Source organism: Microbacterium hydrocarbonoxydans (assembly GCF_023715885.1).
Taxonomy (GTDB): Bacteria; Actinomycetota; Actinomycetes; order Actinomycetales; family Microbacteriaceae; genus Microbacterium; species Microbacterium hydrocarbonoxydans_C.
The window spans coordinates 320118-337961 of sequence record NZ_JAMBOY010000003.1 but is presented as its reverse complement, the minus strand read 5'-3'; the positions used below and the strand labels follow the sequence as shown (position 1 = coordinate 337961).

Below are 17844 nucleotides of genomic sequence, written 5' to 3'. Positions count from 1 at the left end.
CCGCCGTGATGGGTTCGTCACAGCGGCGACCTGCGTTCTCGCGGGACCGCGCTTCGCGCCGACGTCACCTCTCCTCGGGTGGCCCGGCACGGGCGCGGGAGACGGCGGCGAGTCCAGCGTACGCCGCCTGGACCTGCACGGTCGCCACGAGTCCGGCCAGCGCGCAGCGCGTCACGCCAGCACCGGATGCCGCCGCGACGCGCGCGGCGAGCGCGCAGGGGTCGTCCGCTGCGAACACGGCACCGCTCGCGGCATCCGCTGCGGCGAGCGCCGCGGCGTCGGCGGCCCCCGCGGCACGCTGAGCGGTGACGGCGGCACCTCCGACGGCCGCCAGTCCGATCGAGAGTGTGGCCGCGACCGCCAGCAGTCCGGCCCCCAGGGCTGCGCCCGCCATCATCGCCTCCTGCGGTGAGCACCACGCGTGTCCATCACAGACCGCCGGCGAGGGCGCAGCTCGAGGCGCGGAGCGGGAGCCGTACCGCCGCGATGGCGACCTCGCTGTGCGCGGTGACGCAGACGACATCGCCGGCGGCGCGACTCGCCATACCCGCTCCCGGGACGGCCCGAGATACCGCTGCCGCCGCTGCTCCCGCGTCCTCGCCGCGCCCGAGCAGGCGCGCAGCGTCGGCCGTGGCATCCTGCAGTGCGACCTGGCGTGACGCCGCGCCGAGCGCACCCGCCCCCAGGAGGAGGGCCAGCAGCACGGCGGGCAGCGCGAGAGCGAGTTCCGCGGCGACCGACCCGCCATCGCCGCCCGGTAGACCGGTCACGCGACGCCGACGCGTCATGAGACGGTGAGCGCACGGCGCACGATGTCGGTGAGGATGCCGCGCACCTCGCCCGATCGCAGGATGACGACGAGCAGGCCGGCGAAGGCGACCGCCGCCATCGTGGTGATGGCGTACTCGGCTGTCGCCGCCCCGCTCTCGTCTCCGAAGAGCGATGCCGCGCGGCGGCGGGTCAGCGTGGGGATCGTGGTCATGGTGTTCCTCTTTCTCTAGGTCTTTCTCGTGAGTGGGGTCAGAACGGCAGGGGTGTCGAGGCGAGCACGCTGAGCAACAGCGGTGCGACTCCGAGCAGGAGGAAGGCGGGCAGCGTGCACACGCCGAGCGGGATCAGGAGTCGGGTGGAGAGTCGTGCGGCACGCAGTCGCCCCTCGACGCGCGATGTGTGCCTGTCCTGCGCCGCCGACGCCCGGAGGAGTTCGACGGCAGGAACCCCTGCAGATCGAGACAGATCAAGAACGGTCCGCAGTTGGTGCCCATCGTCGAGGCGCGATGCTCCGGTACCGTCGACGAGGCGCAGCGCGCGGTCGACGGACGCTCCTCCCGACAGCGCCACCGCGACAAGCTCCGCCCGCATCCCCGGTGTGCCTGGCCTCGGACGTGCTCGCTTCAGCAACCGGGCCGTCCACACGCGGGCGGCGAGCACGAGGACGAGCCCGGTCACGACGCACCCCGCCCCGACGGCGTGCGTCGTGACGATCTCGAGCGTGTCGAATCCGAGCGCGAAACCGAGGAGGAGGCCGGCGAAGGGCATCCACAGAAGCAACCGCGCGGTCCCCGCGGGCTCCGCCAGCGCGATCCGCACGTCGTCGGCAGCGGCGGCGGCATCGCGCACGGTGTCCGCGATCGTCCTCAGCACCTCGGCGAGCGGCGCACCGACGGTCGTGGCGACCTCCCACGCCGCCGCGAGATCGCGCCAGGCTCCTCCCTGCGCCTCGATCGCGGACACGAGCGGTTCCCCTGCGTCGACGCGCTCGACGATCGACATGGCGTGCGGATCGCCGAGGTCGGCGATGTGCCGCCACGCGACCATCGGAACGGCGCCGGCCTGCAGCAGCACGGCGAGGGTCTGCACGGTGGTCGCCGGATCCGTGCCCCGCGGGGTCGATCTGCGGCGCAGGATCCTCACCACGGCTGCACCTCTTCTATACCGAGCCGATCGGCTTCTACGGTGAGGGTGCCCGCGCGCTCGATGCGCCTCAGCCCGTCGGGGTCCCTGTGCAGGTGCAGCACGATCCCGAAGGCGCTGACAGCCTGTCGGGCCAGAGCCGTGGCATCCAGACCCGCCAGCGCGCCGAGCGCCTCCAGGCGAGCGGGCACATCGCCGAGTCCCGAGGCGTGAAGCGTTCCGGCGCCGCCGTCGTGCCCCGTGTTCAGGGCGCTGAGCAGCTCGCGCACCTCTTCACCCCGGCACTCCCCCACGATGAGACGGTCGGGACGCATGCGAAGAGATTCGCGCACGAGGCGAGCGAGACTGATTCCGCCTGCCCCCTCGAGGTTCGGCTGCCGCGCCTCGAGTGCCACGTGATGCGGATGGCGAGGGGAGAGCTCGGCGACGTCCTCGATCGTGACGATGCGCTCGTTCTCGGACGCAGCGGTGAGCAGCGCGGAGAGCAGGGTCGTCTTGCCGGTGCCCGTCCCTCCCGAGATCAGGATGTTCGTGCGATCCCGCACGAGACCGAGCAGCCACCGCTTCTGCCTGTCGTCGATCGATCCGAGGGCGGCGAGCGCATCGAGGTCGGCGACCCCCGCCCGCGGCACCCTCACGGACAGGGCGGTACCGGACGCGGAGACGGGCGCGAGCACCGCATGCACGCGAATCCCCGACGCCAACCGCACGTCGACGCAGGGCGCCTGGTCGTCGAGGTGGCGCCCGCCGAGGCCGACCAGGGCGACGGCAAGGTCGCGGACCTCTCGCTCCGAGGCCCGCCACCCCGGGACGGCCTCCGTTCCCCTTCCCCGGTCGACGAACAACCCCGATGAGCCGTTCACGAACACGTCGGTGACGTCTTCGTCGGAGCAGAACTCGGCGAGGGGCCCGAAGGCGGGGTCGAGCGGCGCCCGAATCGCCGTAGCGCCGACCCCGGGGTGGGCGCTCGCGTCACGCGGTTCGATGACGAATCCGTTGCTCATGGCTCGACGCTAGACAGCGCGACCGGAGCGCGAACGGCTGATCCGTCGGCATCCGCGCTGGCTGTGCAGAACGTCTCAGCGGCACCATCGGTGCAGAGGCGGCGCGGACGCGGCGCGGAGACGGTCATGCGTCCAGGCCCGTGCAGACATGAGAAAGGCGGCACCTCACGGGGGGAATGAGATGCCGCCAACGGCGGCCCTTTCGGGGGAATCGGGCACGCCAGGGCCGGAATGAAGAATTCGGCTGCCGTCGAGTGTACGCAAGGCGACCGTCCTCACAAAACCGGCTCGGATACTGACTTTCGGCAGTATGCGATGGCATCGGCCGGGACTAGATTCGCCCTCACGCGGTCGAGCATCGGCTCGGTCGCGCCCGCACGACCCGCACGCCGCAAAGGAGCGCCTGCCGATGAGCAGTCAGATCGATCACCTTCTCGACGAGACCCGCAAGTTCCCGCCGTCCGAGGAGTTCGCCGCCCAGTCGGTCTCGTCGCCGGAACTGTACGAGCGCGCTGCGGCCGATCGCGAGGCGTTCTGGGCAGAGCAGTCCCGGGAGCTCGTGAGCTGGAACACGCCGTTCACCCGGGTCCTCGACTGGTCGACGCCGCCGTTCGCGAAGTGGTTCGACGACGGTGAGCTCAACGTCGCCTACAACTGCCTCGACCGCCACGTCGAAGCGGGCAACGGCGACCGCGTCGCCCTGCACTGGGAGGGCGAGCCCGGCGATGCGCGCAGCATCACCTACGCCGAGCTGACCGAGGAGGTCAAGCGGGTCGCGAACGTCCTCGAAGACCTGGGCATCGGTCACGGCGACCGCGTCGCGATCTACCTCCCGATGATCCCCGAGGCGGTGGCGTCCATGCTGGCCGTCGCCCGCGTCGGCGCGATCCACTCCGTCGTCTTCGGCGGCTTCAGCGCCGACAGCCTGCGCGCGCGCATCGACGACGCTGGTGCCAAGCTCGTCATCACGGCCGACGGCGGCTATCGCAAGGGACGCGTCTCCGCCCTCAAGCCCGCGGTCGACCAGGCACTGTCCGACCGTGGCGACGGCGAGCAGCAGACCGTCGAGCACGTCCTCGTCGTGAGGCGCGGCGAGAACGAGGTCGACTGGCAGGAGGGCCGCGACGTCTGGTGGCACGACGCCGTGCCCGCGGCATCGGCAGACCACGAGGCACAGGCGTTCCCCTCCGAGAATCCGCTGTTCATCCTCTACACCTCCGGAACCACCGGGAAGCCGAAGGGCATCCTGCACACCTCCGGCGGCTACCTCACCCAGGCGGCGTACTCGCACAAGTACGTCTTCGACCTGCACCCCGAGACCGATGTCTACTGGTGCACGGCCGACATCGGGTGGATCACCGGCCACAGCTATGTGACGTACGGACCGCTCGCGAACGGTGCGACCCAGGTCATCTACGAGGGCACGCCCGACTCCCCCCACCCCGGGCGCTGGTGGGAGATCATCGAGAAGTACAAGGTCTCGATCTTCTACACGGCCCCGACCGCGATCCGCTCGTTCATGAAGATCGGCCGCAGCGTTCCGCAGAAGTTCGACCTCTCGTCGCTGCGGCTGCTGGGTTCGGTGGGCGAGCCGATCAACCCCGAAGCCTGGATCTGGTACCGCGACGTGATCGGAGCGGGAAAGACTCCGATCGTCGACACCTGGTGGCAGACCGAGACCGGCGCGATCATGGTGTCGGCACTTCCCGGCGTGACGGCGACCAAGCCCGGGTCCGCACAGGTGCCGCTGCCCGGCATCTCGATCGACGTCGTCGACGAGTCCGGCACCGAGGTCGGGAACGGCAACGGCGGACTGCTCGTCATCACCGAGCCGTGGCCGAGCATGCTGCGCGGCATCTGGGGCGACCCGGAGCGCTACAAGGAGACGTACTGGGAGAAGTTCGAGAAGCAGGGCTACTACTTCGCGGGCGACGGGGCGCGGCTCGACGACGACGGGGACCTGTGGCTGCTCGGCCGCGTCGACGACGTCATGAACGTCTCCGGCCACCGCCTGTCCACCGCGGAGATCGAGAGCTCGCTCGTCGCGCACGAGGCCACCGCCGAAGCAGCCGTGGTCGGGGCGTCCGACGAGACCACGGGTCAGGCGGTCGTCGCCTTCGTCATCATCAAGGAGAGCTACCTGTCCGCCCACGATCCCGCCGGGCTCGCCCAGCAGCTGCGCCTGTGGGTCGGCGAGCAGATCGGCGCGATCGCGCGTCCGCGCGACGTGTACATCGTCGGCGAACTCCCGAAGACCCGGTCAGGGAAGATCATGCGGCGACTGCTGCGCGACGTCGCGGAGGGCCGCGAGGTCGGAGACACCACGACGCTCGCGGACACCGCGGTGATGAGCATCATCTCGGCGCAGGTCAAGTAGGGCGGATGCAGAACGCCCCCTCCCGACCGGGAGGGGGCGTTCTGCATGTGTGTCGGTGTCAGGCCAGGATGAAGGTGACCTCGACCTCGACCGGGCTGTCGAGCGGGAGCACCGGCACACCCACGGCTGCGCGGACGTGGCGGCCCGCGTCGCCGAAGATCTCTCCGAGCACGACGCTCGCGCCGTTGATCACGCCGGGCTGGCCGGTGAAGGCAGGGGTGGATGCCACGAAGCCGCCGACCCGCAGGACCCCGGCGATCCGGTCGACGCCACCCGCGGCATCCGCAGCGGCGGCGAGCGCGTTCAGAGCGCAGGTGCGGGCATAGGTGCTCGCGTCCTCGGCACCCACCTCGGCACCGACCTTGCCGGTGGCGGGCAGAGCGCCGTCGGCGAACGGTAGCTGGCCGGAGGTGTAGACGAGGCCGTCCCGCACGACCGCGGGGACGTAGGCGGCGACGGGTGCGGCGACCGCGGGCAGCTCGATGCCGAGCTCGGCAAGCCGGGCGGAGATGCTCACGCGGCGCCTCCTTCGAACTGGCGCGCCGCCTGCTCAGCGGCCGCGAGACCGGCGTTGCCTGTCGCATCCGAGGTGACAGGACGCTTGAAGTAGGCGACGAGCCCGCCCTCCGGTCCCTGCACGACCTGGACGAGCTCCCAGCCCTGCTTGCCCCAGTTGTTGAGGATCGCGGCGGTGTTGTGGATCAGCAGCGGCGTGGTGAGGTACTCCCACGTGGTCATGGCTCTCCTGTCTGGCGGCATCCCTACGCGGATGCGTCAAAGGTGGTTTTTCAGGGAACTCCCCTACGATCAGCGTATGCCTCTAAAGAATCGCACGGTGAAGGGTGCGCTCGGCGGGGTCCTCGGACTCGTCGGCCTCAGCGCGGTCGCCGGCCTCCTCGTCACGGCCAGCGTCACCCCTGTCCTCGCCATGACGGGTATCGCCGGTTCGCAGGCCCTCACGATCTTCGAAGACCTGCCCGCCAACCTCGATGTCACCGCTCCGATGGAGCAGTCGACGATCTACGCGACCGCCTCCGACGGCTCCGCGGTGGAACTGGCATCCTTCTACGAGCAGAACCGCGTGCCGGTGACGTTCGAGCAGATCAACCCGGTCGTGTTCGACGCCGTCCTGTCCAGTGAGGACAAGGGCTACTACACGCACGGCGGCGTGAACGTCGGCGCCACCGCGAAGGCACTCGTCGACAACCTGCGCGGCACCAGCGACCGAGGCGCATCGACGATCACGCAGCAGTACGTGAAGAACGTGCTGATCCAGGAGTGCGAGCAGGACGCCGACCCCGCGTCCGGCACGTACGCCGACGACCTGCAGCAGTGCTGGCTCGACGCGACCAACGCGTCCGGCTCGAAGGGCATCGAGCGCAAGCTCCAGGAGATGCGTTACGCGCTGCAGATCGAGAAGGAGTACTCCAAGAACGACATCCTCCTCGGGTACCTGAACATCGCCAACTTCGGCGGCACCGTGTACGGCATCGAGTCGGCCGCGAACTACTACTTCTCCACCACTGCGGCGAATCTCACGGTGGCGCAGGCCGCCACGATCGCCGGCATGGTGCAGAACCCGAATCAGTACCGCATCGACCGCCCGAACGGGACGTGGACGGATGACGACGGCGTCGCACACAACAGCGAGGCCGACGGGTACGCCGACACGCTCGAGCGTCGGCACTACGTGCTCGGTCGCATGCTGACCGACGGCAAGATCACGCAGGCCCAGTACGACGAGGCGGAGGCGACGCCCATCACGCCCGCCATCACGGCGCCGACGCAGGGTTGCGTCGCAGCGAACAACGTCGCGCGCAGCGCGTACTTCTGCGAGTACGTGAAGTCGGTCGTCCTCAACGACCCCGCCTTCGGTGACACCCCCGAGGCGCGACGCGACCTTCTCCGCCAGGGCGGATTGAAGATCTACTCGACGATGAACATCGACATCCAGAACGCCGGCGCGCAGGCGATGCTCGACACGGTTCCGGGAAACTACGACAATCAGTACTTCGGTGCAGCAGGGGTCTCGCTCGAGACGACGACCGGGCGCGTGCTCGCGATCACGCAGAACACGACCTTCAGCGAGACGGTCCAGGGCGACCAGGCCTACACCTCGCTCGTCTTCGCCACCGACAAGGCGCACGGTGGATCGAACGGCTTCTCAGTGGGATCGACCTACAAGCTCTTCACGTTGATCGACTGGCTCGAGGAAGGCCACTCGGTGCGCGAGACGTTGAACGGCAGCATCCGGGTGTTCCAGAACTTCAAGTGCGGCGATGACCGAATCCGCAACAATACGAAGATCCAGAACTTCGGAAACCAGGGCGGGTACACGGGCACCGTGATGAAATTCACCGCCGACTCGCTGAACACCGGGTACCTTGCGATGGCCGAGAAGCTCGACCTCTGCAAGATCAACGCCGTGGCCGACCGCATGGGCGTCACCCTCGCCAACGGCGGCAAGACCACCGACGACCCGGCCGCTCCGTATGACATCCTCGGCCCGAAGTACATCTCGCCGCTGGCGATGGCGGGCGCGTACGCCACGGTGGCCAACGGCGGCGTGCACTGCACGCCGAAGGCGATCGACCGCGTCGTCAACGCCGAGGGCGAGGATCTTCCCGTCCCCGAGTCCAAGTGCTCGCAGGTGATCTCGGCCGAGGTCGCGAACACCGCAGCCTTCGCCCTCCAGGGCGTCATGAACGGCGGAACCGGCGCACGCGCCAACACTCGCGACGGTGTGCCACTCATCGGCAAGACGGGAACCCACGAGTCGTGGGGAACCATGATGATCGAATCCAGCACGATGGTCACGACAGCGGTCTGGGTCGGTCGTTCGCAGGGCCAGGCGAGCATCCTTCGTCAATCCTGGGGTGGAACGCCTCTCAACGAGATGCGTTACGGCCTCGCGCGGACGATGCAGCGTGCTGCGAACGGTCTCTACGGCGGCGCCGCGTTCCCGCAGCCGGACGCGAACCTGAGCAAGCAGGTGCTGACCGATGTGCCCAATGTCGTCGGTATGGACACCGCGACCGCGACCGCGACGCTGCAGAACGCCGACTTCCAGGTCGTCGTCGGCCCCGCTGTGGACGGCCCGGCAGGCGACGTCATCGTTGCGCAGGACCCCTCCGGCCAGGCACCGAGCGGTGCGACGGTGACGATCTCCCCGAGCAACGGACAGGGCGCGAACGTGCCCGATGTCACGGGTCAATCGAAGACGGCCGCGGGCAGTGCGCTGTTCGCCGCAGGGTTCACGTCGATCTCGTTCGACAACTCGTGCAACCCGAACGGCGCGGTCGTGGCATCCACCAACCCCGCGGCGAACACGGCGACGAACAAGTCCACGCCGATCACGGTCGCCTGCCAGTGACGTCACGCACGACGGTACATCCGGCCCTCATCGCGCTCGGCGCGGTGGGGGCCGTCGGTGCAGCCGCGGCGGTGTGGGGGTTCGGCATCGAGCGCTACCTCTTCACCGTGCGCGAGGTCTCGGCGTCCGCTCTGCCGACCGGCTCCGCGCCGATCCGCATCCTGCACCTCTCGGACGCGCACATGGCGCCGTGGCAGCACCGGAAGCAGGACTGGCTCGCGTCGCTCGCGCAGCTGCAGCCGGATCTGATCGTCAACACCGGCGACAACCTCGGACACCGCGACGGCCTGGCGGGGATCCGCCGCGCGTTCGATCCGCTCGCCGGCATCCCGGGTGTCTTCGTACACGGGTCGAATGACGTGAACGCGCCGTCGCCGCGAAACCCGTTCCTGTACTTCACCGGCCCCTCGAAGAAGAGCAACACACCGTCGCCGCGTCTCGACACCGACGCGATGGACCGGTACTTCGCCGACGAGCTCGGCTGGGTGGGACTGAACAACACCGCCGCTCGTATCGACGTGAACGGTGGCGCGGTCGATCTCTTCGGGGTGAACGATGCTCACCGCGACTGGGACGACCTCGACGCTCTGCCCGCGGCCATAGACTCCCTCGGGCCGCGCGAACCCGGAACACCGGTGCTGGGCGTTACGCACGCCCCCTATCAGCGAGTGCTGAACTCGTTCGTCGACCTGGGCGCCGACGCGATCCTCGGCGGCCACACGCACGGGGGGCAGGTCTGTCTCCCCGGCTATGGCGCCCTCGTCGCGAACTGCGACATCCCGCTCAAGCAGGCGAAGGGACTCAGTACCTGGGCGCACGGCGGCCGCTCGGTGCCGCTCAACGTGAGCGCGGGCTGTGGTCACTCGATCTACGCGCCGGTGCGGTTCGCCTGCCGCCCCGAGGCGACGTTGCTGACCCTGACGGCGCGCGACTGAGCCCTCGATTGGGTGCCGGAGAGATTTCCCTGTAGACTCGGAGGGTTGCAAAACGGGGTGTGGCGCAGCTTGGTAGCGCGCTTCGTTCGGGACGAAGAGGTCGCAGGTTCAAATCCTGTCACCCCGACCAGTGACATAGGAAGGCCGCCCGCACGGGCGGCCTTCTCTGTATCGGGATGCGGCGAAAGGGGATCGCGTGAGCGCACTGCTCCCTGCCCCGAAGCGCTGGACCCGCGGCGTCGCGGCGCTGCTCGGCATCCCGTTCCTGCTGGGACTGGTTCTGCTGACGCTGACGCCCTCCCGCGTCGAGGAGCGGATGCCGAACCTGCTCGACCTGGTGCTGTCGACCGCGCACCGGCTGGGCTGGGAGTGGCTCGACTTCACGCGTCTGGAGATCATCGCGAACGTCCTGGTGTTCGTGCCGGTCGGCGTCTTCGCCTTCCTCCTGGTGCCGCGCCGCATCTGGCCGATCGCCGTCGTGCTGGGCCCGGCGATCTCCGTCGCCATCGAGATCGCGCAGCGGGTTGCACTCCCCCACCGTGCCGCGACCGTGAGCGACGTCGTCGCGAACTCCGGCGGAGCGCTGATCGGCGTCTTCCTCGCGATCGCCTGCACCCTGCTCTTCGCACCGAGCACGACTGTCCCGCCCCGTAGTCTGGAAGCGTCATGACCACGCCCGCCCTCGTCGCCTTCGATCTCGACGACACCCTTGCACCGTCCAAAGGCCTCATCAGCGACCGCATCGCCCGTCTTCTGATCGCTCTCCTGCAGCGCGGCGAAGTCGCGATCATCTCGGGCGGCAACGAGCAGCAGTTCCGCTCGCAGGTCGTCGCGCGACTCGCGGCGGTCGATGCGGCGGCTCTATCCCGGCTGCACCTGCTGCCCACGTGCGGCACCCGGTACCTGCGCCACGACGGCGCCGACTTCGCGCTCGTGTACGCGCACGACCTCAGCAGCGACGAGAAGGATGCCGCCCTGACGGCACTCCGCGAAGAGGCCGAACGGCTCGGCCTGTGGGAGTCAGAACCGTGGGGCGACATCCTCGAGGACCGCGGATCGCAGATCACGTTCTCGGCCCTGGGTCAGAAGGCTCCGCGCGACGCGAAGCACGGCTGGGACCCCGACGGCTCGAAGCGTGCGGCTCTGCGGGATGCCGTGGCAGCACGCCTCCCCGGGCTCGAGGTCCGCTCCGGGGGATCGACGTCGATCGACATCACCCGCGCCGGGATCGACAAGGCCTACGGCATGCAGCGTCTCGCCGAGCTGACCGGCATCCCGCTCGCGTCCATGCTCTTCTACGGAGACCGACTGGACGAGGGCGGGAACGATTATCCCGTGCTCGCGCTCGGCGTCCCCTCGATCGCCGTCGACGGTTGGGAGGACACGGCGGACAAGCTCGAGCAGCTGCTCGCCTCGCTCTGATTCGCCGCGTCGCTCCCGCGTGCGCCGATCAGCGGACGACGGCCTCCGACGCGCTCCTCGCGACGGGAACGAGCCGCGTCAGCTGGGTGACGTGGGAGGGCTCGAGCTCGACCAGGGAAGCGACGCCGAGCAGGCGCATCGTGCGCTCGATCTCCGTGCGCAGGATCGCGATGGTGCGATCGACGCCCCTACGGCCCCCGGCCATGAGGCCGTAGAGGTACGCCCGCCCGATCAGCGTGAAGTCCGCGCCGAGGGCGACGGACGCGACGATGTCGGCCCCGTTCATGATGCCCGTGTCGATCATGACCGTGAAGTCGTCGCCCACTGCGCGGCGCACCTGCGGCAGGAGGTGGAACGGGATGGGCGCACGGTCGAGCTGGCGTCCGCCATGGTTCGACAGCACGATGCCGTCGACGCCGGCGTCACGCAGGCGCACGGAGTCCTCGACGTTCTGGACGCCCTTGATGACGATCTTGCCCGGCCAGAGGTCGCGGATCACGGCCAGGTCGTCGTAACCGATGGTCGGGTCCATCGCGGCATCCAGCAACTCGCCCACGGTGCCGCCGGTCGTGCTGAGGGACGCGAATTCGAGCTTGGGCGTCGTGAGGAAGTTGTACCACCACCACGGCCTCGGGATCGCATTGATGATCGTGCCGAGGGTCAGCTGCGGCGGGATGCTGAAGCCGTTGCGCTTGTCGCGCAGGCGCGCCCCTGCGACGGGGGTGTCGACCGTGAACTGCAGGGTGTCGAAGCCTGCTGCGGCCGCGCGACGGGTCAGCTCGTAGGAGATCTCGCGATCGCGCATGACGTAGAGCTGGAACCAGTTACGCCCGTGGGGGTTGGCCGCTTTGACGCCCTCGATGGAGGTCGTGCCGAGGGTCGACAGCGTGAACGGGATGCCGGCCGCCGCCGCGGCTCCGGCGCCGGCGACCTCGCCCTCGGTCTGCATGAGGCGCGTGAACCCTGTCGGAGCGATGCCGAAGGGCAGCGCCGACGGCCCGCCGAGAATGTCGACCGACGTGTCGACCTGCGGCGCCGGGCGCAGGATGCCGGGGTGGAACTCGACATCCTGGAACGCCTGCCGCGCGCGCCGGAGGGACAGCTCACCCTCGGCAGCCCCGTCGGTGTAGTCGAACGCGGCCTTGGGCGTGCGCCGCTTCGCGATCGTGCGGAGGTCGGCGATCGTGAGCGCTGCATCGAGCCGCCGTTTGGTGCCGTCGAGCTCTGGCTTCTTGAACTTCATGAGCTCGAGGAGCTCGCCGGGGTTGGGAAGCTGGCGCTGGACCATGCTCGGACCTCTCAGTCGGTGGATGGGATGCCGCGGGTGAGTCCCGCGGCGCTGTAGTAGCCGGTGATGTGGGCGCGGACGAGCGATCGAGCACGCTCGATGTCGCCCGCATCGATGGCTGTGACGATCGCGCGATGCTCGGAGCGGAGGCGGCCCGCCATGGTGGCCCAGTCGGGGATCGCCGCAGCGCCCTGCTGCACGTAGGACTCGATCGCCGTGCGGAGCCCGGCCATCATCGCGGCGACGACGCTGTTCCCGCTCGCCTCGGCGAGGGCCAGGTGCAGCTGCGCGTCGAGCGCGAGGAACTCTGCGGGGGCAAGACCTGGTGCGTCCATCGCATCGAGCACGCGTCCGACCTCGTCGAGCGCCGGATCGGATTGCGTGGCGAGGTCGGCGGCGACGGCATCCTCCAGCAGCAGGCGGGTGCGGACCACATCGTCGAGCGGGAACCCCTGCGCGGCGACCTGCAGGCGCAGCAGCGTCGACATGCCGCCCGTCGGCGTCGCGATGACGATGGCTCCTGACTGCGGCCCCGAACCGGTGGCCGTGCGGATCAGTCCCATGACCTCCAGGACCCGCAGCGCCTCGCGGACGCTGGATCGGCCGACGCCGAGTTCGGTGGCGAGGTCGCGCTCGGAGGCGAGCCGATCACCCGGACCGAGGCGCCCGTCGAGGAGCTCGCGCTCGACGTGCTCGAGAACGATGCGCCAGGCGCGCGCGGGTTGCTCCGGCATCCGCTCTCCTCCGCTCATGTGGTCTGACCACAGTATCGAGCGTGGTCAGACCACGCAAGAGGAGCCGGCCACGAGGACGCAACCGGGCGAGTTCCAGCCGTCAGCCCAGGCGGCCGCCGGACTCCTGCAGGTAGCAGGCACCGCAGAGCGACTCGTACGTGGTGAGCTCGGGCGCCGAGGCGCCCTCGGCGCCTTCGTCGATCGCGACCTGGTCGCCGTCGAACACGAAGCTGCCGCCGATCACCCGGCCGTTGAACACCGCTTTGCGCCCGCATCGGCAGATGGTCTTCAGCTCCTCCAGGGAGTGTGCGATCGCGAGCAGACGGGCGGAGCCGGGAAAAGCATGCGTGAGGAAGTCGTTGCGGATGCCGTATGCGATGACCGGGATGCCGTCTTCGATGGCGATCCGGAACAGATCGTCGACCTGATCAGCCGTGAGGAACTGCGCCTCGTCGATCAGGAGGCACGCGACGTCGGCCGGCCCCTCCGGCACCAGCTCGCCCTCAGCAGCACGCCGCACCCGATCGCGTTGCGCGTCGAACAGCGCCCGCGCATCGTCGCCGGGTCCGATCAGGAAGTCGACCTCGCGCGTCATGCCAAGGCGGCTGGAGATCTCAGAAGCGCCCTTCGTGTCGATGGCGGGCTTCGCGAGCAGCACATGCTGGCCGCGCTCCTCGTAGTTGTACGCTGCCTGGAGCAGAGCGGTGGACTTACCCGAGTTCATCGCGCCGTAGCGGAAGTAGAGCTTCGCCACCGCAGCGCTACTTGTCGATGCCGAGCGTGGCGGCCGTCGAGGAGGTCGACGATGCGGCGAGAGCGGGCTGCGTGTTGAGCTTCTCCCCGAACGTCGGGATCAGCTCCCGCAGCTCACCCTCCCAGCCCGGGTACTCGTCGGGGAAGCACTTCTTCAGCAGGTCCAGCATGATCGGCACAGCCGTGGAGGCGCCGGGCGACGCGCCCAGCAGACCGGCGATCGAGCCGTCGGCGGATGCGACGACCTCGGTGCCGAACTGAAGCACCCCGCCCTTCTTCGGATCCTTCTTCATGACCTGCGCGCGCTGACCGGCGTCGATGAGCGTCCAGTCCTCGTCCTTCGCCGTCGGCATGAAGGTGCGCAGACTGTCGACCTTCTTGGCGTGGTTCTTGAGCAGTTCGCCGATGAGGTAGGTGATGAGATCGGGGTTCGCGAATGCGACGCGCAGCATCGGCATGAGGTTGTGCGGTCGCACCTGCGTGACGATGTCGAGGAGCGACCCGTTCTTCAGGAACTTCGGGCTGAACGTCGCGAACGGGCCGAACATGAGCGACGCCTCCCCGTCGACGACGCGCGTGTCGAGGTGCGGCACCGACATGGGCGGGGCGCCCACCGAAGCCTGCGAGTACACCTTGGCCTTGTGCTGCGAGACGATCTTCGGGTTGCTCGTCTTGAGGAACTGTCCCCCGATCGGGAAGACCCCATAGCCCTTGATCTCCGGAATCCCGGAGCGCTGCAGCAGCTTGAGCGCCCACCCGCCGGCACCGACGAAGACGAAGCGCGCCTTGATCTCGGCGGGCGTGCGGCCGACCGTCGTACGGTACTTGACCAGCCACCCGTCCTTCTGCTTCTTCAGCGAGCGGACCTCGTGGTTCGTGCGGAGCGACACGCCGGACTTCGTGAGGTGATCGAACAGCTGGTGCGTCAGCGCACCGAAGTCGACGTCCGTGCCCGCCGGCACACGCGTGGCGGCGAACGGCTCGCCCTTGCGGCGCTGCTGCATGAGCAGAGGCGCCCACTTGTTGATGACGCGCGAGTCCTCGCTGTACTCGATGCCCGCGAACAGGGGCTGCTTCTTCAGCACCTCGTAGCGATCCTTGAGGTAGGCCACGTCCTTCTCGCCCCGCACGAAGGTCATGTGCGGAGTCGCGTTGATGAACGTCGACGGCTCGTCGAGCACGCCCTTCTCCACGAGCGACGACCAGAACTGGCGGCTCTGCTGGAACTGCTCGTTGATCGAGATCGCCTTCGCGGGGTCGAGCGGCGCGCCCTTCTGCTGCGGCATGTAGTTCAACTCGCACAGTGCGGCGTGACCGGTGCCGGCGTTGTTCCAGGGGTTGGAGGACTCCTGAGCTACGTCAGACAGCCGCTCGAAGGCGACGATCTTCCAGTCCGGCTGCAGCTCGTGCAGCAGGGTACCCAGGGTGGCGCTCATGATGCCACCGCCGATCAGGACGACATCGACTGTTTCTGTCACCAGGACAGTCTAGTTCGCGGGCACGGCACGACAGACCATGCGGCCCGGCTCGACGAGACCGGATCCGCATCGCGGGGATGCCGTCAGGCTATGACCGCCAGACGCTCGGCGAGGATCTCGGCGATCTGCACCGCGTTCAGCGCCGCGCCCTTGCGCAGGTTGTCGTTGCTGATGAACAGCACGAGGCCCTTGCCCTCCGGCGCCGACTGATCGGCGCGGATGCGACCGACGAAGCTCGGGTCCTTGCCTGCGGCCTGCAGCGGAGTCGGCACCTCGTCGAGCACGACGCCGGGGGCACCGCCGAGCACCTCGCGCGCCCGCTCCGGCGTGATGTCGCGAGCGAACTCGACGTTGATCGACAGCGAGTGACCGGTGAAGACGGGGACGCGCACGCAGGTGCCTGCGACGCGGAGGGCCGGGAGCTCGAGGATCTTGCGGCTCTCGTTGCGGAGCTTCTTCTCCTCGTCGGTCTCGTTCTCACCGTCGTCGATGAGGTTTCCTGCGAAGGGGATGACGTCGAACGCGATCGGCGCGACGTACTTCTCGGGCTCGGGGAAGTCGATCGCCGAGCCGTCGTGCACGAGGCGCAGGGTGTCGCCCTGCGCGAGGACTCCCTCGACCTGGCCGAGGAGCTCCTGCGCACCGGCGAGTCCGGAGCCGGAGACCGCCTGGTAGGTCGAGACGATCAGCCGCTCGAGTCCGGCCTCGGCGTCGAGCGCCTTGAGCACGGGCATCGCGGCCATGGTCGTGCAGTTCGGGTTCGCGATGATGCCGCGGGGGCGGTCGTCGATCGCGTGCGGGTTGACCTCGCTCACCACGAGGGGGACGTCGGGGTCATTGCGCCACGCGCTCGAGTTGTCGACGACGACGGCGCCGGCCTCGGCGAACCGCGGAGCGTAGGCGCGGCTGGCGGTGGCGCCGGCCGAGAACAGCGCGATATCGATGCCCGCGGCGTCCGCCGTCTCCACGTCCTCGACGATCACGGACGCGCCCCCGAACTCGATCGTCGTGCCCGCCGAGCGCGACGAGGAGAACAGGCGCAGTTCGCGGATCGGGAAGGACCGCTCGGCGAGAATCTCACGCATGACGGTGCCCACCTGGCCGGTGGCGCCCACGATGGCGACGGAGAGTCCTGAGTCGGAGATGCGGGTCATGATGTTCCTTGGCGTCGAGCAGTACAGCAAGCGAGGCTTCAGGCGCGACGTCGGGGTGCGGATGCCGCGCCTGGCGCCGATGTCAGGGTGTGGGTGAGTCTACCGTGCCGGTCAGCGGCCGGTGCCCGCGTGGACCGTGGCTTCGATCTCGCCGTCGAGTCCGTACGCGCTGTGCACCGTGCGCGCGGCCTCCGCCAGGTCGCTGTCGCGCAGCACGACCGAGATGCGGATCTCGGAGGTCGAGATCATCTCGATGTTGATACCGCCGGCCGACAGGGCCTCGAAGAGGATCGCCGAGACGCCCGAGTGCGTGCGCATGCCCGCCCCGACGACCGACAGCTTGCCGATCTGATCGTCGTGGATGAGGTTGCTGAAGCCCACCTCGGTCTGCTCGGCGGCGAGCGACTTCAGGGCGGCCGCGGCGTCGGCCTTGGGGACGGTGAACGAGATGTCGGTGCGACCGGTGGCCGACACGTTCTGCACGATCATGTCGACGTTCGCACCGGACTTGGCGACGATCTTGAAGATCTCCGCGGCCTTGCCCGGGACGTCCGGCACACCGGCGACCGTGATCTTGGCCTGGCTGAAGTCGGTGGCGACTCCGGCGACGATCGGTTCTTCCATCTCAGCTCCCTCGGCTTCGCGGGGGTTCTTCATGCCCTCGCCCAGAACGTAGGTGCCCTCCGACGACGAGAACGTCGAGCGGGCGTGGATCAGGACGCCGTGACGGCGTGCGTACTCGACGGCGCGGATGTAGAGCACCTTGGCGCCGTTCGCGGCGAGCTCGAGCATCTCCTCGCTGGAGATGTGGTCGAGCTTCTGCGCCTTCGGGATGATGCGCGGGTCGGAGGTGAAGATGCCGTCGACGTCGCTGTAGATCTCGCACACGTCGGCCGACAGCGCCGCCGCGAGAGCGACGGCCGTGGTGTCGGATCCGCCGCGACCCAGCGTGGTGATGTCGCGGGTGTCGCGGTTGAAGCCCTGGAAGCCGGCGACGATGACGATCGCCCCCTCGTCGAGCGCCTCGCGCAGACGAACGGGGGTGACGTCGACGATGCGCGCTGCGCCGTGCTGGGAGTCGGTGATCATGCCGGCCTGGCTGCCGGTGAACGACCGCGCTTCGAAGCCCATCGAGTGGATGGCCATCGCGAGGAGCGCCATCGAGATGCGCTCACCGCTCGACAGAAGCATGTCGAGCTCGCGGGGAGCGGGAATAGGAGCGACCTCGTTCGCGAGGTCGAGCAGCTCGTCCGTCGTGTCGCCCATCGCGCTGACCGCCACGACGACGTCGTGTCCGGCACGGCGCGTGTCGACGATGCGCTTCGCGACGCGCTTGATGCTCTCTGCGTCGGCGACGGACGAGCCGCCGTACTTCTGCACGATGAGGGCCACGTTCACTCCCTGGGATGACG

General features: G+C 68.9%; 18 protein-coding genes and 1 tRNA gene. 6 read left to right on the top strand and 13 right to left on the bottom strand.

Annotated elements, in window-relative coordinates; genetic code table 11:
* Positions 1-64: 64 nt before the first annotated feature.
* From M3195_RS09975 to M3195_RS09955, 5 genes are read right to left on the bottom strand one after another with little or no spacing between them, the layout of a single operon-like run.
* The gene (locus tag M3195_RS09975; RefSeq protein ID WP_251587036.1) at positions 65-394 is read right to left on the bottom strand and encodes a helicase; all 330 of its coding nucleotides are present in this window, start codon (positions 392-394) and stop codon (positions 65-67) included.
* Positions 395-428: 34 nt separating this feature from the next.
* The gene (locus tag M3195_RS09970) at positions 429-770 is read right to left on the bottom strand and encodes a TadE/TadG family type IV pilus assembly protein (RefSeq protein WP_251587035.1); all 342 of its coding nucleotides are present in this window, start codon (positions 768-770) and stop codon (positions 429-431) included.
* A 14-nt stretch (positions 771-784) separates the two neighbouring features.
* Positions 785-982 (bottom strand): DUF4244 domain-containing protein, encoded by a 198-nt coding sequence (locus M3195_RS09965; protein WP_251587034.1) that lies wholly within the window; start codon positions 980-982, stop codon positions 785-787.
* 38 nt (positions 983-1020) lie between these two features.
* Positions 1021-1917, bottom strand: a complete 897-nt coding sequence (locus M3195_RS09960; protein ID WP_251587033.1) for a type II secretion system F family protein — start codon at positions 1915-1917, stop codon at positions 1021-1023.
* Positions 1911-2918, bottom strand: coding sequence for a TadA family conjugal transfer-associated ATPase (locus tag M3195_RS09955; protein WP_251587032.1), 1008 nt, complete (start codon positions 2916-2918; stop codon positions 1911-1913). Before M3195_RS09955 ends, M3195_RS09960 begins: the two co-directional genes overlap by 7 nt.
* 409 nt (positions 2919-3327) lie before the next feature.
* On the opposite strand from M3195_RS09955, the gene acs reads away from it, so the two are divergent.
* On the top strand, positions 3328-5295 hold the full coding sequence (acs, locus tag M3195_RS09950) for an acetate--CoA ligase (protein ID WP_251587031.1): 1968 nt from the start codon (positions 3328-3330) through the stop codon (positions 5293-5295).
* Between the two features lie 58 nt (positions 5296-5353).
* On the opposite strand, the gene M3195_RS09945 is transcribed toward acs, so the two are convergent.
* Positions 5354-5812: a RidA family protein gene (locus tag M3195_RS09945; RefSeq protein WP_251587030.1), complete on the bottom strand. Its 459-nt coding sequence runs from the start codon at positions 5810-5812 to the stop codon at positions 5354-5356.
* On the bottom strand, positions 5809-6033 hold the full coding sequence (locus M3195_RS09940; protein ID WP_251587029.1) for a DUF4177 domain-containing protein: 225 nt from the start codon (positions 6031-6033) through the stop codon (positions 5809-5811). Before M3195_RS09940 ends, M3195_RS09945 begins: the two co-directional genes overlap by 4 nt.
* A gap of 76 nt (positions 6034-6109) precedes the next feature.
* On the opposite strand from M3195_RS09940, the gene M3195_RS09935 reads away from it, so the two are divergent.
* From M3195_RS09935 to M3195_RS09915, 5 genes are all read left to right on the top strand, one after another.
* Positions 6110-8668, top strand: coding sequence for a transglycosylase domain-containing protein (locus tag M3195_RS09935; protein WP_251587028.1), 2559 nt, complete (start codon positions 6110-6112; stop codon positions 8666-8668).
* Positions 8659-9603 carry a metallophosphoesterase gene (locus M3195_RS09930; RefSeq protein ID WP_374209322.1) on the top strand — a complete coding sequence of 315 codons (945 nt, stop codon included), beginning with the start codon at positions 8659-8661 and terminating at the stop codon, positions 9601-9603. The genes M3195_RS09935 and M3195_RS09930 overlap by 10 nt, the downstream gene beginning before the upstream one ends.
* Before the next feature lie 53 nt (positions 9604-9656).
* Positions 9657-9733 (top strand) — tRNA-Pro (locus tag M3195_RS09925).
* Positions 9734-9799: 66 nt separating this feature from the next.
* A complete protein-coding gene (locus M3195_RS09920; RefSeq protein ID WP_251587026.1) occupies positions 9800-10273 on the top strand; it encodes a VanZ family protein in 474 nt (157 codons plus the stop codon).
* Entirely contained in the window at positions 10270-11025 is a 756-nt protein-coding gene (locus M3195_RS09915; RefSeq protein WP_251587025.1) for an HAD-IIB family hydrolase, read from the top strand. The genes M3195_RS09920 and M3195_RS09915 overlap by 4 nt, the downstream gene beginning before the upstream one ends.
* 28 nt (positions 11026-11053) lie before the next feature.
* Here M3195_RS09915 and M3195_RS09910 read toward each other — a convergent pair whose 3' ends face one another.
* The 6 genes from M3195_RS09910 to M3195_RS09885 form a co-directional block, all read right to left on the bottom strand.
* Positions 11054-12313: an alpha-hydroxy acid oxidase gene (locus tag M3195_RS09910; RefSeq protein ID WP_251587024.1), complete on the bottom strand. Its 1260-nt coding sequence runs from the start codon at positions 12311-12313 to the stop codon at positions 11054-11056.
* 11 nt (positions 12314-12324) lie between these two features.
* On the bottom strand, positions 12325-13047 hold the full coding sequence (locus tag M3195_RS09905; protein ID WP_251587022.1) for a FadR/GntR family transcriptional regulator: 723 nt from the start codon (positions 13045-13047) through the stop codon (positions 12325-12327).
* 100 nt (positions 13048-13147) lie between these two features.
* Positions 13148-13801, bottom strand: a complete 654-nt coding sequence (locus tag M3195_RS09900) for a thymidine kinase (RefSeq protein WP_251587021.1) — start codon at positions 13799-13801, stop codon at positions 13148-13150.
* A 7-nt stretch (positions 13802-13808) separates the two neighbouring features.
* Positions 13809-15278, bottom strand: a complete 1470-nt coding sequence (locus tag M3195_RS09895) for a malate:quinone oxidoreductase (protein ID WP_308211577.1) — start codon at positions 15276-15278, stop codon at positions 13809-13811.
* Positions 15279-15361: 83 nt separating this feature from the next.
* Positions 15362-16432, bottom strand: coding sequence for an aspartate-semialdehyde dehydrogenase (locus M3195_RS09890; RefSeq protein WP_251587020.1), 1071 nt, complete (start codon positions 16430-16432; stop codon positions 15362-15364).
* A 111-nt stretch (positions 16433-16543) separates the two neighbouring features.
* A complete protein-coding gene (locus M3195_RS09885; protein ID WP_251587019.1) occupies positions 16544-17824 on the bottom strand; it encodes an aspartate kinase in 1281 nt (426 codons plus the stop codon).
* Between the last annotated feature and the right edge of the window lie 20 nt (positions 17825-17844).